General features: G+C 45.1%; 17 protein-coding genes. All 17 read right to left on the bottom strand.

The genetic code is table 11. The annotated features are described in order from the left end of the window. Positions 1 to 5: 5 nt before the first annotated feature. Positions 6 to 851, bottom strand: coding sequence for a TlyA family RNA methyltransferase (locus GXP75_RS13150; RefSeq protein WP_003325479.1), 846 nt, complete (start codon positions 849 to 851; stop codon positions 6 to 8). Beyond that, positions 848 to 2,749, bottom strand: a complete 1,902-nt coding sequence (dxs, locus tag GXP75_RS13145) for a 1-deoxy-D-xylulose-5-phosphate synthase (RefSeq protein WP_150223195.1) — start codon at positions 2,747 to 2,749, stop codon at positions 848 to 850. Before dxs ends, GXP75_RS13150 begins: the two co-directional genes overlap by 4 nt. Before the next feature lie 6 nt (positions 2,750 to 2,755). Beyond that, the gene (locus GXP75_RS13140) at positions 2,756 to 2,932 is read right to left on the bottom strand and encodes a hypothetical protein (RefSeq protein WP_157883238.1); all 177 of its coding nucleotides are present in this window, start codon (positions 2,930 to 2,932) and stop codon (positions 2,756 to 2,758) included. A 23-nt stretch (positions 2,933 to 2,955) separates the two neighbouring features. Next, positions 2,956 to 3,888, bottom strand: coding sequence for a polyprenyl synthetase family protein (locus GXP75_RS13135; protein WP_277990742.1), 933 nt, complete (start codon positions 3,886 to 3,888; stop codon positions 2,956 to 2,958). Continuing rightward, the gene (locus GXP75_RS13130; RefSeq protein ID WP_003325476.1) at positions 3,836 to 4,090 is read right to left on the bottom strand and encodes an exodeoxyribonuclease VII small subunit; all 255 of its coding nucleotides are present in this window, start codon (positions 4,088 to 4,090) and stop codon (positions 3,836 to 3,838) included. The genes GXP75_RS13135 and GXP75_RS13130 overlap by 53 nt, the downstream gene beginning before the upstream one ends. Beyond that, a complete protein-coding gene (gene xseA, locus GXP75_RS13125; protein WP_088117556.1) occupies positions 4,087 to 5,433 on the bottom strand; it encodes an exodeoxyribonuclease VII large subunit in 1,347 nt (448 codons plus the stop codon). The genes GXP75_RS13130 and xseA overlap by 4 nt, the downstream gene beginning before the upstream one ends. 154 nt (positions 5,434 to 5,587) lie before the next feature. Then, positions 5,588 to 6,439: a bifunctional methylenetetrahydrofolate dehydrogenase/methenyltetrahydrofolate cyclohydrolase FolD gene (gene folD, locus GXP75_RS13120; RefSeq protein WP_061572849.1), complete on the bottom strand. Its 852-nt coding sequence runs from the start codon at positions 6,437 to 6,439 to the stop codon at positions 5,588 to 5,590. Between the two features lie 11 nt (positions 6,440 to 6,450). Then, complete coding sequence (gene nusB, locus GXP75_RS13115; protein WP_003325473.1) at positions 6,451 to 6,846, bottom strand: transcription antitermination factor NusB; 396 nt, start codon at positions 6,844 to 6,846, stop codon at positions 6,451 to 6,453. A gap of 263 nt (positions 6,847 to 7,109) precedes the next feature. Further along, on the bottom strand, positions 7,110 to 7,517 hold the full coding sequence (gene yqhY / locus GXP75_RS13110) for a fatty acid biosynthesis protein YqhY (RefSeq protein WP_003325471.1): 408 nt from the start codon (positions 7,515 to 7,517) through the stop codon (positions 7,110 to 7,112). A gap of 20 nt (positions 7,518 to 7,537) precedes the next feature. Further along, a complete protein-coding gene (gene accC / locus GXP75_RS13105) occupies positions 7,538 to 8,890 on the bottom strand; it encodes an acetyl-CoA carboxylase biotin carboxylase subunit (RefSeq protein ID WP_003325469.1) in 1,353 nt (450 codons plus the stop codon). A gap of 13 nt (positions 8,891 to 8,903) precedes the next feature. Continuing rightward, a complete protein-coding gene (accB, locus tag GXP75_RS13100; protein ID WP_088117557.1) occupies positions 8,904 to 9,377 on the bottom strand; it encodes an acetyl-CoA carboxylase biotin carboxyl carrier protein in 474 nt (157 codons plus the stop codon). A gap of 154 nt (positions 9,378 to 9,531) precedes the next feature. After that, positions 9,532 to 10,173 carry a SpoIIIAH-like family protein gene (locus tag GXP75_RS13095; RefSeq protein WP_003325467.1) on the bottom strand — a complete coding sequence of 214 codons (642 nt, stop codon included), beginning with the start codon at positions 10,171 to 10,173 and terminating at the stop codon, positions 9,532 to 9,534. Positions 10,174 to 10,176: 3 nt separating this feature from the next. Continuing rightward, the gene (gene spoIIIAG / locus GXP75_RS13090; RefSeq protein WP_061572847.1) at positions 10,177 to 10,872 is read right to left on the bottom strand and encodes a stage III sporulation protein AG; all 696 of its coding nucleotides are present in this window, start codon (positions 10,870 to 10,872) and stop codon (positions 10,177 to 10,179) included. Beyond that, positions 10,865 to 11,485: a stage III sporulation protein AF gene (gene spoIIIAF, locus GXP75_RS13085; RefSeq protein WP_061572846.1), complete on the bottom strand. Its 621-nt coding sequence runs from the start codon at positions 11,483 to 11,485 to the stop codon at positions 10,865 to 10,867. Before spoIIIAF ends, spoIIIAG begins: the two co-directional genes overlap by 8 nt. Positions 11,486 to 11,499: 14 nt before the next feature. After that, the gene (gene spoIIIAE / locus GXP75_RS13080) at positions 11,500 to 12,708 is read right to left on the bottom strand and encodes a stage III sporulation protein AE (RefSeq protein ID WP_242556983.1); all 1,209 of its coding nucleotides are present in this window, start codon (positions 12,706 to 12,708) and stop codon (positions 11,500 to 11,502) included. Between the two features lie 23 nt (positions 12,709 to 12,731). Continuing rightward, entirely contained in the window at positions 12,732 to 13,127 is a 396-nt protein-coding gene (spoIIIAD, locus tag GXP75_RS13075) for a stage III sporulation protein AD (protein WP_242557156.1), read from the bottom strand. A 12-nt stretch (positions 13,128 to 13,139) separates the two neighbouring features. Beyond that, positions 13,140 to 13,346, bottom strand: a complete 207-nt coding sequence (gene spoIIIAC, locus GXP75_RS13070) for a stage III sporulation protein AC (protein WP_003153142.1) — start codon at positions 13,344 to 13,346, stop codon at positions 13,140 to 13,142. Between the last annotated feature and the right edge of the window lie 6 nt (positions 13,347 to 13,352).

Raw genomic sequence — 13,352 nt, 5'->3', positions numbered from 1 at the left:
CACTATTATTCCGGAACTTCTGCTTTTTTTTCTTTTAACGTTTTATGTGCCTCACTCACAGTCAGGCTGATCGCTTCCTCTGACAGCTCAATCCCGTCTTGTCCGTCTCCGTCCCAATACAGGTGAAGAAGGAATTCAATGTTCCCGTCTCCTCCGGTAATTGGTGAAAATGACAGGCCTTTGCACACATAGCCCTCAGCTGCTGCAAACCGGACCATGCGCTGAAGCACTTCCATATGCACCTTGGGGTCTCGGACGATGCCTTTTTTGCCTACAGATTCCCGTCCCGCTTCAAACTGCGGCTTAACAAGCGCGATACAATCGCTTCCTGATACAAGCAAGGTTTTTAACACAGGGAGAATCAGCCGCAATGAGATAAAGGAAACATCAATTGTGGCGAATTCCGGCAGTCCTTTTGTAAAGTCAGCGGCGGTTGCGTATCGGAAATTGGTGCGTTCCATAACAACGACCCGTTCATCCTGCCGAAGTTTCCATGCAAGCTGATTGTAGCCTACATCAACCGCATACGATTGTTTGGCTCCGTTTTGGAGAGCGCAATCTGTAAAGCCTCCAGTTGAGGAGCCGACATCAATCATTATCTTGCCTTCAACGGAAACAGGAAATTCCTGCAATGCTTTTTCTAGTTTTAAGCCGCCTCTGCTCACATATTTCAGCGGATTGCCTTTTACGGTTAACGGAAGGTCGCGTTCAATTTTTTCACCGGGTTTGTCCAGTCGATTTTCATTGGAATACACGATGCCGGCCATAATAGCCCGTTTTGCTTTTTCACGCGTTTCCATTAACCCTCTTTCAACTAATAACACATCTAATCGTTCTTTCTTTGCTGTCATGATCCAATTCCTTTATGCGTCTTTCTCGGTGTCAATAATCTGAGACGGTTTGCCGCCTGCTGTTTTGTCAGGCCGATTTCTTCAAGAAGCGCTGTGACGCTGCCGTGTTCAATAAATCGATCCGGTATACCCATACGGTCGATCGGGGTATGGTACATGCCTTGTTCCTGAGCGAATTCCAAAATAGAACTGCCGAATCCGCCTTCTAAGACCGCTTCTTCAATGGTTAAAATCGGAAGGCCTTCCTCGAGTATATTCTTCATCATTTTTTTATCAATCGGCTTAATAAAACGAGCGTTGACAACACGTACCGAACGGCCTTCTTTTTGCAGTTCTTCCGCTGCTTCAAGAGCCATTTCAATGGTTGTTCCAAACGTCAGGATGACCGCGTCAGTTCCCGGACGCAGCACTTCCCATGAGCCGATCGGAATGGTTTGAAGTTTTTCATCCATTTTCACGCCAAGCCCGTTTCCGCGCGGGAACCGCATGGCAATCGGACCGTCATCGTAGCTGATCGCTGTCTGAACCATATGCCGTCCTTCGTTTTCATCTTTCGGCATCATCAAGACCATATTCGGGATGTGGCGCATAAAGGCGATATCAAATACACCTTGGTGCGTTTCTCCGTCTGCCCCGACTAATCCGGCTCGGTCTATTCCGATAAAGACATTGGCGTTCTGGCGGCAAATGTCATGAACGACCTGGTCATACGCGCGCTGCAGGAATGTCGAATAAATGGCAAGGAACGGTTTCATGCCTTGTAAAGCCATAGCAGCTGCCATGGTTGCGGCGTGCTGTTCGGCAATCCCTACGTCAAACATACGTTCAGGGAATTCTTTCGCAAAGCCTTCAAGCTTCGAACCGACCGGCATGGCCGGCGTAATGGCAACGATTCTTTCATCGTTTCGAGCAAGCTCCTGAACCGTTCCGCTGACAAGCCCGCTCCAAGAAGGTGCAGCCGCTTTCGGTTTGAGAAAGTCCCCTGTATTGATTTTATAAGGGCCTGTGCCATGCCACGTACCGACAGTGTCCGTTTCAGCAGGCTTGTATCCTTTTCCTTTTTTGGTGATCACATGCAAAAGAACAGGCCCTTTTGTTTTCTTGGCGTATTGAAGGTTCTCAAATAGCTCAGTATAGGAATGTCCGTCAACCGGTCCTAAGTACGTAAATCCCAGCTCCTCAAAAAACATGCCGGAGACGAGCATATACTTCAGACTGTCTTTAATCCGTTCCGCTGTAGCGGCAAGCTTTCCGCCAACTGCAGGAATCCGCTTAAACATATATTCAAGCTCATCCTTAACCCATTGGTATTTGCCTGCTGTACGAAGGCGTCCAAGCATGGAATGAATGGCGCCGACATTCGGAGCGATGCTCATTTCGTTATCGTTTAATATCACAATCATATCTTTTTTCTCATGGCCGATATGGTTCAACGCTTCAAGAGCCATACCGCCGGTCAGCGCCCCGTCTCCGATAATCGGGATGATGTATTCATCTGATCCCTTAATATCACGTGCGGCTGCCATTCCCATTGCGCCGGATAAAGAAGTTGAGCTGTGTCCGGTTTCCCAAACGTCATGCTCGCTTTCACTTCGTTTCGGGAAGCCGCAAAGCCCTTTGTACTGGCGCAGCGTTTCAAATTCTTTTCCCCGCCCGGTTAACAGCTTATGGACATAAGACTGGTGTCCGACATCCCATAAAAATTTATCTTTCGGGCTGTCGAATTCCTTGTGTAAAGCGATGGTAAGTTCGACAACTCCTAAATTCGGCCCGATGTGTCCGCCTGAAGCCGATAATGACGTAATTAAAAAGCGGCGGATGTCATCACTTAATTTCTCTAATTCATCATTGGTCATGTTTTTTAAAAATGATGGGTCCTGTATTGATAAAAGATCCAAAACGGATCAACTCACTTTCAGCATGAATTTCTGCAAATATATCATGTCTTTTGCCTTAAATGCCTGGCTGTAAACTTTTAGCGGCATAAAAAAAGACAAAAAAGCTGCTCTTCTTTTTTCAACTTCGCCCGCAGGCCATTCTGGATATAATCGAAACTGCTTACATTTTACCATATCAGCCATAATCCCTTCAAATACGGATGGTTTTAATGGTCTCTTGCGGCAATTAAATCACAGAGATCATACAAAAGCTCTTTTTGCAGAGAAAGTCCGCTAATAAGATCCTTAGCCGCTTTCATGTGATCGGCAAGCTTGTTTTTGGCGCCATCTAATGAAAGCAATGACGGATAGGTCGATTTGTCGTTCGTCGTATCTGAACCGACGCGTTTTCCGATTTTTTCTTCATTGCCTTCCAGATCCAAGATGTCGTCCCGTATTTGAAAGCCGATGCCGATATGGCTGCTGAAGGCGCGAAGGGTTTCAATTTCATTCTCCGGCGCATCGGCCAAAATAGCGCCTGCCGTGACAGAAAATGCAAGCAGCTTAGCCGTTTTTCGTTCATGAATGAATTCCAGTTCTTCAAGTGAAACTGATTTGCTTTCTGCTTCCATATCGGCGATTTGTCCGCCGACCATTCCTTCAGTGCCGGCTGCGGAAATCAATTCATTCACAAGACGGAGCCGTTTATCGGCCGAGACGTCTTCTGATACGTGGGAGGTAATCAGCTTAAAGCTTTCCGTAAGCAGCCCGTCACCCGCCAATACAGCCGTTGCTTCTCCGAACACTTTATGATTTGTCGGTTTTCCTCTGCGCAAATCATCGTCATCCATACATGGAAGATCATCATGGATTAAAGAATACGTATGAATCATTTCGACGGCGCATCCGACCGGAATGCCATCCTTTTCACTTTTTCCGTATGCATGCAATACGGCTAATACAACTACCGGACGGAGCCGCTTTCCTCCGGCTTCGAGGGAATAAAGCATTGATTTTTTTAGCGAGTCCGGCATATTTAGACGTTCAGTGTACACGGAAAGTTGCTGTTCGATGACATTTTTGCGTTCCGCTAAAAATTGTTCAAATTTATTTGCCACCTTCGTCTTCCTCCTGAACGCTGAAAGGTGCCAATTCTCCATCTTCTTTTAAAATAAAATCCATTTGTTTTTCTACTTTTTGCAGCTTTTCATGGCACATTTTTGAAAGAGCCATGCCTTCTTGAAAATAAGTGATTGCCTGCTCTAAGGGCACATCTCCTTCTTCAAGCTTTGCGACAATGCCCTCCAGCCCTTTCATTGCCTCTTCAAATGTGATATTTTCATCTTTTTTCTTTTCTGTCATTTTGCTTCGCCTCTCCTTTCCAGTACTTCACATGTCAACACGCCGTCCTTCAGTTTCACTTCAAGCTGATCATTTTCTTCAACCTGGCTGATGCTTTTTATGAGCTCATCTTCTTTATAAGCAAGGCTGTATCCTCTTTCCATTACTTGAAGCGGGCTTAATGCATTCAGTTTACCAAGAACCGTTTGAAACTGCGAATGAAGCTGCTTTATTTGGATATTCATGCTTCTTGTCAGTTGATTGGTCCGGTCCTCGTGTCTTTTTCTGGCTTGTTTAAGCTGTTCATGAGGATGCAGAGCCGCCAGCCGGTAGGTTTCACGTTCCAGCTGTCTGTTTTTCCGCTCAAAAAGGGAGGTCAGCTGTGTCTGAAATTGCTGGTACGCAAGGTCAAACTGCTGTTCTTTTTGGGCATACAGACGTTTAGGGAATCGGAAAGCATATGAAGATTGAAGCGTTTGAATACGTTCTTTTTTCTGGCTGATATGCTGCTGCATCGCTCGTGTGATTCTGACTTCCGCTGTTTTGATGCGTTCGATTAAGTCCGTTGTATGCGGCACGGCGATTTCAGCCGCTCCGGTCGGCGTGGCAGCTCTTATATCCGCCACAAAATCACTGATAGTAAAATCGGTTTCATGCCCGACCGCCGAAATAATCGGTATTCTTGAAGAAAAAATCGAGCGGGCTACGATTTCTTCATTAAAGGCCCAAAGTTCCTCGATTGAACCGCCGCCTCTGCCGACAATTAACACGTCGCACACCTGTTTTTCATTCGCCTCTTCAATGCGCTTTACAATTGATCGGCTCGCGTTTTCGCCCTGAACGAGCGCTGGAAGGACAATGATTTTCACAAGGGGATATCTTCTTTTAAGAGTTGTTATAACGTCTCTGACGGCTGCACCCGTCGGAGATGTCACAACCCCGATCGTGGCTGGAAAAGCGGGGATTGTTTTTTTGTGCCGTTCATCAAATAAGCCTTCATTGGCAAGCTTTTTCTTTAGTTCTTCATAAGCCAAATACAGCGCCCCAACCCCGTCCGGCTGCATTTCTTTTGCATATAGCTGATAATTCCCGCTCGGCTCGTAAACTGAAATGCCTCCTCTGACCAATACCTTCATTCCGCTTTCCGGCTTGAAGGGAAGACGTGCGCTTTGCCGAGCAAACATCACGGACTGCATCCGGGCGTTTTCGTCTTTTAAGGTAAAATAAATATGGCCTCTTGTATGTATTTTAACGTTCGATAGTTCCCCTTTTATCCAAATATCTTCAAGATGAGGATCGACATCGAATTTTCGCTTTATATACTTTGTCAGCGCCGAGACGGTTACATACGCTGCTTCACTCATGTTTCGAACTCCTCTCGTTTCAGTAACATCTTACTCACCACAACTAAAGAAAACCCGCTTTTGGGCAGCAAGCCTTAGAAGCGGGTAAGGTGCTAAGTTCATCCCCGCAGGCTGTCAAAAAACAGCCCGCCGGCAAATGACTCTCTCCAGTTATCTATGATAACGTACGTTTCGCAGATTTTACAGTATTATGCGCAAGCATCGTAATGGTCATCGGACCGACTCCGCCGGGAACAGGCGTAATAAAGGACGCTTTTTCCTTTGCCTCGTCAAACGCCACATCTCCGCAAAGCTTGCCGCTTTCCAGTCGGTTGACACCGACGTCAATCACAATGGCGCCTTCTTTAATTTGGTCAGCCGTGATGAAGTTGGCTTTACCGACTGCTACCACCAAGATGTCCGCTTTTTTTGTATGCTCGGACATATTTTTTGTTCTTGAATGGCAATATGTGACGGTCGCATTTTCATTCAGCAAAAGCTGTCCGACCGGTTTGCCGACAATATTGCTTCGGCCGACTACAACAACCTCTTTACCGGAAAGATCTATATTGGTTTTCTTCAAAAGTTCAACAATCCCATGGGGCGTACAAGGGAGAAATGTATCCTCGCCAAGCAGCATCTTCCCTACATTTAGCGGATGAAAGCCGTCAACATCCTTATCCGGAGAAATACGCTCAATGACCGCTTTTTCTGAAATATGATCTGGCAGCGGGAGCTGAACAAGGATTCCGTGGAATTCAGGATCTTGATTGTACCGGTCAATAATAGAAAGCAGTTCAGCTTCTGTAAGACTGCTGTCAAATTGATCAAGCTTAAAGTTCATTCCCATTGTTTCAGCGGCTTTTTTCTTTCCCCGCACGTAAGAATGAGAAGCAGGATCATCTCCGATCAGAATAACCGCCAGGCCTGGTGTGACGCCTTGCTGTTTAAGCTCTTCTACCTCTTTTGCCAGTTGTGCGCGTTTTTCTTTTGCCGTTTCTTTTCCGTCGATGATTGTTGCAGTCATTTTCTTTCCTCCTATGATTGTTCAATATCAGATTTAATGTTAGAAAGAACCCCGTTTACGAATTTTGTTGCTTTGTCATCACCAAACCGTTTTGCCAGCTCGATTGCTTCGTTCATAGACACATTGACAGGAATGTCTTCTACATACACCATCTCATAAACCGCCAATCGCAAAACCGCACGGTCCACATTGGCAATTCGATCAAGCTTCCAATTCACCAGATGCTTGGAAATCATCTCATCAAGCTGAACTTGGTGGTCAATCACACCGTACACCAGTTCTTCAAAGAACGGATCGGTTTTTTGGTCATCAAGCGCATGCTCAATGGCTTCATTCGGTGCAATGTCGCTGACATCAATTTGAAATAGTGCCTGCAAAGCTTTTTCTCTTGCTGTTCTTCTTTTCATTTTCTTTCTCCTTTGATCCTCTTTATCCGCTTGTCGTTAAGCCATAAAGAGATCATAACATATTTTTTTCTCATCCGCATATTGAAATCAAGGTTTTTCACCCTATTACCGAATATTCTCATCAACCTTTATATTATCATTCGGATTTCACGAACATGAAGAAACTCGGCTGCCATGAGCCGGCTTTCTTCATGCTTGAAATACTGGGTAACGTGTAAAAAAACCAAAGGGCCGCCCATCCCCTTGGTTTTCAGTAAAGCCATTTACATTTCTTCGTCGATTTCGACTTCTTGGGCTTTCGTGTCAAATTGAATGCCGACGATGTGAATATTAATTTCGTTGATTGTAAGAGACGTCATATTTAATAAGGTTTGCCGAATGTTTTCCTGAACCGCTGCAGCGACTTTCGGGATGGAAATGCCGAAAGAGACTACACAGTAAACATCAATCGTGATTCCGTCATCTGCCAGATCCACTTTAACACCTTTGCCGTGATTGATTTTACCAAAGCGTTCCACGACACCGGTCGCAAAGTTTCCCCGCATTTCTGCGACGCCCTCAACCTCGGACGCGGCGATTCCGGCAATAACCTCAATGACTTCCGGGGCAATCTCAACCTTACCCAAATGTGTATCGTCGTGATCCATTTTAAGCAAGCTGTTGTCTTTCATTCATTTCACCTCCGCAAAAATTATGAGCCCATTACATCATATGTTTCTAAAAATTTTGTATTAAACTCTCCGCTTACAAATGTTTCGTGTTCAAGCAGTTTTAAATGGAACGGAATCGTCGTTTCAACGCCTTCTATGACAAATTCGCTCAATGCGCGCTTCATGCGGGCAATTGCTTCATCTCTCGACTTGCCGTATGTGATGACTTTCGCAATCATGCTGTCGTAGTATGGAGGAATGGAGTAGCCCGGGTATGCCGCGGAATCCACTCGGACACCGAGTCCGCCCGGCGGCAGGTACATTTTAATTTTACCAGCTGATGGCATGAAATTTTTACTTGGATTTTCAGCGTTGATACGGCATTCGATGGCCCAGCCGTCAAACGTGACGTCTTCTTGTTTGAGGCTCAGCTCTATGCCTGATGCCACCTTAATTTGTTCCTTAATCAGATCGGTACCTGTTACCATTTCTGTGACCGGGTGCTCTACTTGAATTCTCGTGTTCATTTCCATGAAGTAGTAGCGCTGTTCTCTGTAATCATAGATAAATTCGACTGTGCCTGCGCCTGTATATCCAACCGCTTTTGCCGCTTTAACAGCTGCATCTCCCATTTGCTCCCTGATCTCGGAGTCGAGCGCCGGAGACGGGGTTTCTTCCAATAGCTTCTGAAGGCGTCTTTGGATAGAGCAGTCACGTTCGCCCAGATGAATCGTATTTCCATAGTTATCGGCCAGCACCTGAATTTCAACATGCCGGAAATCTTCTATGTATTTTTCGATGTAAACACCTGGATTCCCGAATGCCGTTGCGGCTTCCTGCTGGGTAATCTTGATGCCGTTAATCAGCTCTTCTTCAGTGCGGGCGACCCTGATTCCTTTTCCGCCCCCGCCTGCAGTTGCTTTTATAATAACAGGATACCCAATTTCACCCGCAAGCGAAACCGCTTCTTCCGCATTATTTATAATACCTTGTGAACCGGGAACAATCGGAACACCCGCAAGCTTCATTGTTTCCCTTGCCACATCTTTTGTCCCCATTTTTGAAATGGCGTCCGCACTAGGTCCTACAAACGTGACATTTACTTCTTCGCACAGTTCGGCGAAGTCCGCGTTTTCAGCTAAAAATCCATATCCCGGATGAATAGCGTCGGTACCGGTCAGCTTAGCGACACTGACGATATTGGTCACATTTAAATAGCTGTCTTTTGAAGCTTTTGGCCCGATGCAAAAAGCTTCATCAGCCATTTGCACATGCAGGGCTTCTTTATCGGCTTCTGAATAAACAGCCACCGTCTCAATGCCGAGCTCTTTGCAGGCTCTGATGATTCTGACAGCAATTTCTCCTCTGTTCGCGATCAATAGCTTTTTTATCATGATATATATCTCCTTACTCTGCTCTTACAAGAAATAGAGGTTGTCCGTATTCAACCAGCTGGCCGTTTTCCGCTAATACTTCAACGATTTCCCCTTTAACTTCCGCTTCTATTTCGTTAAAGAGCTTCATTGCTTCGACGATGCAGACCACAGTGTTTTCACTTACTTTTGAGCCTGCTGACACATAAGCACCCGCTTCAGGTGAAGAAGAAGAATAGAATGTTCCTACCATCGGCGACTTGATTTGGTGAAGGTTTTCATCATGTTTCGGAGCTTCCTGAGCAGGAGCTGCCCCCGCCTCCGGACTTGCCACCTGCGGAGCCGGTGCCTGAACGGGCGTTGCAGGCGCCTGCTGCATCACTTGAACGGTTCCTGCCTCATGCTTTTTCAGTTTTAAAGTGACGCCTTCGTTTTCATAAGTGAATTCATCAATGGATGATTCGTCAATTCGTTTTATAAGTTCGTGGATTTCTTTGAGATTTAACATGTAATCGCACTCCTATGTATTAAATTTCAATTTTTATAGGTTACTACTAAAAGTTCATACTATGTTTATCTTACAGGAGAGGGCTTTTGAATTCAACTGTTTCATGAATGCCAAAAAAAAGCCCGCAGTATATGCGGGCGTGTTTTAGTTTCCATTATTTTGACGGCTCGAATGTGACGGCGACGTCTTTCATACTTTTCATCTCTTTGGCGACAAGGTCGATGATCGCAGACGCTTTTGATGATGAATGCTTATCCGATTTGACTGTAATGTTAATTTTATCGCCTTCTGCGTTAACCAGCGCGTCTTCGTAACCTTTTGTTTTGATCAACGTTTCAAGCTGCTTTTCCGTTCCTTCCGCTTCACTGAGCGCTGTCATTTTGTCATATGCTTCGCTTTTTTCCTTCGCTGTCGCATCGTCGCTTGAAACGATGGCATTCAGCTCTTCTCTCTCTTTGCTTCTGGCGTCTTCCATATCAAGGCGGTATGTTGTGAAGAGATCATCGTCAGCTGTCTCTGTTACAACTGTGCCGTCCTTTCCGCTTGCTTCAGCAGAGGTTTCTTTGTCTTCGGTTGATTTAGAATCCTTTGTTCCCTTCTCTTCTTCTGTTTTCGTATCAGTTTTATCTTGATTATCTTCCTCTTTTGGTTTTTCCTCTTTAGCCACTTCTCCGCTGCCAGAGGCGCTTTCCATTTTCACAGCGTTTTTGCTTTCCGGCGACATAATGTAGTAGACACTTAGTACCACTACGAGACTGAGCATTGTTAATAGCCAAACAGTTTGTTTTTTCAGCATAATTTATGAATCCTCCTTCATTTTTTTAGGGGCAACTGCGACCCGGTGGCTTGGAACATCCAGCACTCTGGTCACTGCTTCAATGATGGTTTTTTTTATTTGAACGTTGTCCACTCCTTGAGCGACAACGAGTACACCGCGTATGTCAGGTTTTTTCGTCTGAACGACAACCGGGGTTTCTTGGTCGCCATTGCGTATCATCACGATTTCTTCCTCAGATGTTTGATCGGTCACACTTCTTTTGCCGCCTTCTTTATCGGTTTCTTCAGTTGTGGTATTTTTGCTTGATTTATTTTTTTCAAAAACTTTCAGGGAAGTTGAATCCACATTGACGACAACTGAGACATCTTCCACGCCGATGATCGTTTCAAGAATTTCTTTCAGCTGGTTCTCGTATTCTTTTTCGTAATCGTCAATGGAGTTTTTAGGCTCATCAGCTTTAGAGGTTTTGAAAACAGCGGCTGTTTTTGCGTCGCTCCCCGCAGGATCCGCTGATGTTGGGGCTGAAGCTGTTTCAGCCGTGTCTTTTCCGGCTTTCTCAGGTGAAGAAAAGAGCTGACTGACAAGCATAAAGGATACACCGAGTACAAACACAAACAGAAAGTAATGATATTTGGTCAACTTGGGCTTTTCGCCGTCTTTCGCTTGCCCCGGAAGCAACTGTTTTTTCAGAACATGCCACAATCCGTTTTTATTCATTGCCGTTTCTCTCCCCGCCTTCCATATAAACCGTAATTTTCTCACTGCCGATTTCCCATATTTCCGATAGCTCTTTTTTTACTTTTTCTGCTTCTTTTTTTTCTGCGGTGTCTGCTGATTCATATGTCTTGTCCGTGTTGATGTGAATCGGTGCGATCGTTTGAACGGTTTTTTCAGAAGCCGGGGCCATATGCACGCTGATTTCTGTTATATCCTCTTCTGAATCTACCTTTGCTCCTGCCGAGACATTGAGTTTCTCTATCTTGTAGGCATCATGACTGAACGTCTCCTCCGCTTTCTTTTTTAATTGGACAGCCATTTCTTCTAAAATATATGCACGCTGTGTGGCTTGTATTTCTTTTTTTTCAGAATTGATATGATTTTTTATGTCAGCTGATTGGGATTGGCCGTTTTCGGTCAGATACTCAAAGATCACTTCGGGGTCTGTTTTAAAAAGCTTAAAAATCGGATTGAGCATCACGACGATTAACAGCAGACTGATCACCATTTTTGCGTATTTTTGCATGCTTGAGTTGGGCAGCAGCATGTCAATCACAATCGCAAATAAGATGAATAAGACGATACTCGTCAGCCATTCGGTCAAAAAGCTCATCCTTGAAGCCTCCTTTACTTCATCATCATGGTAAGGTTTCCTGCTGTTATGATTACGGTAATGCTCAAGAAAAACATGAGAGAAACAATGGCGAGGGCCGCAAAAATATAGAGAACGCTTCTGCTGATCACATCCAGGCAGGTAATGACCGGCCCGCCTCCGAGCGGCTGCAAAATCGCGGCTGCCAGTTTATAAATGAAAGCCAGTGAAAGCACTTTTATCGCAGGAAAGGCTGCGATGCAAATTAATATAGCGACACCGATGATGCCTACCGTATTTTTCAAAAGGAGGGAGGCGCTGATTACTGTATCGGTGGCATCTGTAAACATTCTTCCAAGCACGGGGATAAAGTTCCCGGTTATAAATTTAGCCGTTCGCAGCGTAATGCCGTCTGTAATGGCGGCTGAGGTGCCTTGAACGGAGATCACGCCAAGAAAGATAGTTAAAAAGACGGCGAGGGCTCCGATAGCGATTTTTCTAAGAAGACCGGCAAGCTGCGTTACCTTGTATTGATCCGTCATTGTGCTGACAATGCTTAAAATCGCAGACAAGAAGATCAGCGGCATCACAATATTTTGGATCAGCAAACCGCTTGTATTCATTAAAAAGAGAATAACGGGATGAAAGAAGGCTGCCGATACTGCTCCACCAGAAGAAGCCATCAGCGCCAAAAGCATCGGAATGAGGGCGAGTATAAAACTGGTCATCGTTTGAATGGCCTCGCTGGCATAAGTGATCGCTACATGAAAACTGTTCAGCGCAAGGATAATCAAGACCATATATACAATCGAGTAGGCGACCTTGCTGACCGTGCTTTGCTGAAACGCATTTTGCAGCATCTGAAGAATGACACAGAAAATGGTGAGTAAAATCAAAGTGCCGAGGAGTTTTCCATTTGCGAGCACTTCATGAAATAAATAAGAAAAAAGTGCCTTCAGCCATTCTTGCGGAGAAAATGATTTTTCGCCATTCATAAATTCAAGTAAACTTCCTTTTTGGCTTTCAGGGAGCAGCCCGCCATATTCGGACATGATGTCATCCCAAAATTCACCGATGCTGTCGGTTTCAAGCGCTTCTGCCTGCTGTTTCACCAATTCATCCGCTTTATCAGCACTTTCTGCGGCTTCTGCGGTTTCTTCCGTATCCTGAAGAGCCTGTACACTTTCGGTTTGACAAAAAAGCAAAACGGCCGCAAGAGCAAGTATCCATCGAAAGCGCTTCATTCAGCCTCCCGCCTCCTTTCCTGTCATGACATTGAAGGGATAAGTCCGAGAATCGTTTCAATAATCACTGTTAAAATAGGAACAGCCATCACGAGGATCAGGACCTTCCCCGCGAGCTCAATTTTTGAGGCGATGGCTCCCTGCCCGGCATCTTTTGTGAGCTGGGCCCCGAATTCCGCGATATAGGCGATTCCGACAATTTTCAAAATGGTTTCGACATAGACCATATTCACATTGGCATTTACTGCTATCTTTTCAATCATTCTGATGATGTCATAGATTTGATCCACCAGATACAAAAAAATGACACAGCCCGCAAACACGACAATCAGAAAAGCGAATGTCGGCTTTTGTTCTTTCACGATTAAGGAGAGGAATGTGGCGATCAGCCCTAAACCTACAATTTGAACGATGTCAATCTGTAAGCCCCCCTATCCTTGAAATAAAAACACAGCTTTTATCTTTTTAAATAGGTCATCAACTATCGTCGCCACCATAAATAAAATGTAGATAAAGCCAAGAAGCGTTACCCATTGGGCATACTCTTTTTTCCCCATTTGGTCCAGGATGGTGTGTAAAAAAGCGACCACGATTCCGACTCCGGCGATTTGGAAAATCACATTTACGTCTACTCCCATTTTATT

The organism is Bacillus sp. HU-1818 (assembly GCF_022695965.1).
GTDB classification, from domain to species: domain Bacteria; phylum Bacillota; class Bacilli; order Bacillales; family Bacillaceae; genus Bacillus; species Bacillus atrophaeus.
This window is presented reverse-complemented; position numbering and strand designations above follow the sequence as displayed.

Excerpts from the sequence above, each read along its gene's own strand:
- GXP75_RS13150 (WP_003325479.1), bottom strand. The coding sequence starts at position 851 with ATGACAGCAAAGAAAGAACGATTAGATGTGTTATTAGTTGAAAGAGGG.
- GXP75_RS13140 (WP_157883238.1), bottom strand. The coding sequence starts at position 2,932 with ATGGCTGATATGGTAAAATGTAAGCAGTTTCGATTATATCCAGAATGG.
- GXP75_RS13135 (WP_277990742.1), bottom strand. The coding sequence starts at position 3,888 with ATGGAGAATTGGCACCTTTCAGCGTTCAGGAGGAAGACGAAGGTGGCA.
- GXP75_RS13130 (WP_003325476.1), bottom strand. The coding sequence starts at position 4,090 with ATGACAGAAAAGAAAAAAGATGAAAATATCACATTTGAAGAGGCAATG.
- xseA (WP_088117556.1), bottom strand. The coding sequence starts at position 5,433 with ATGAGTGAAGCAGCGTATGTAACCGTCTCGGCGCTGACAAAGTATATA.
- folD (WP_061572849.1), bottom strand. The coding sequence starts at position 6,439 with ATGACTGCAACAATCATCGACGGAAAAGAAACGGCAAAAGAAAAACGC.
- nusB (WP_003325473.1), bottom strand. The coding sequence starts at position 6,846 with ATGAAAAGAAGAACAGCAAGAGAAAAAGCTTTGCAGGCACTATTTCAA.
- yqhY (WP_003325471.1), bottom strand. The coding sequence starts at position 7,517 with ATGAAAGACAACAGCTTGCTTAAAATGGATCACGACGATACACATTTG.
- accC (WP_003325469.1), bottom strand. The coding sequence starts at position 8,890 with ATGATAAAAAAGCTATTGATCGCGAACAGAGGAGAAATTGCTGTCAGA.
- accB (WP_088117557.1), bottom strand. The coding sequence starts at position 9,377 with ATGTTAAATCTCAAAGAAATCCACGAACTTATAAAACGAATTGACGAA.
- GXP75_RS13095 (WP_003325467.1), bottom strand. The coding sequence starts at position 10,173 with ATGCTGAAAAAACAAACTGTTTGGCTATTAACAATGCTCAGTCTCGTA.
- spoIIIAG (WP_061572847.1), bottom strand. The coding sequence starts at position 10,872 with ATGAATAAAAACGGATTGTGGCATGTTCTGAAAAAACAGTTGCTTCCG.
- spoIIIAF (WP_061572846.1), bottom strand. The coding sequence starts at position 11,485 with ATGAGCTTTTTGACCGAATGGCTGACGAGTATCGTCTTATTCATCTTA.
- spoIIIAE (WP_242556983.1), bottom strand. The coding sequence starts at position 12,708 with ATGAAGCGCTTTCGATGGATACTTGCTCTTGCGGCCGTTTTGCTTTTT.
- spoIIIAC (WP_003153142.1), bottom strand. The coding sequence starts at position 13,346 with ATGGGAGTAGACGTAAATGTGATTTTCCAAATCGCCGGAGTCGGAATC.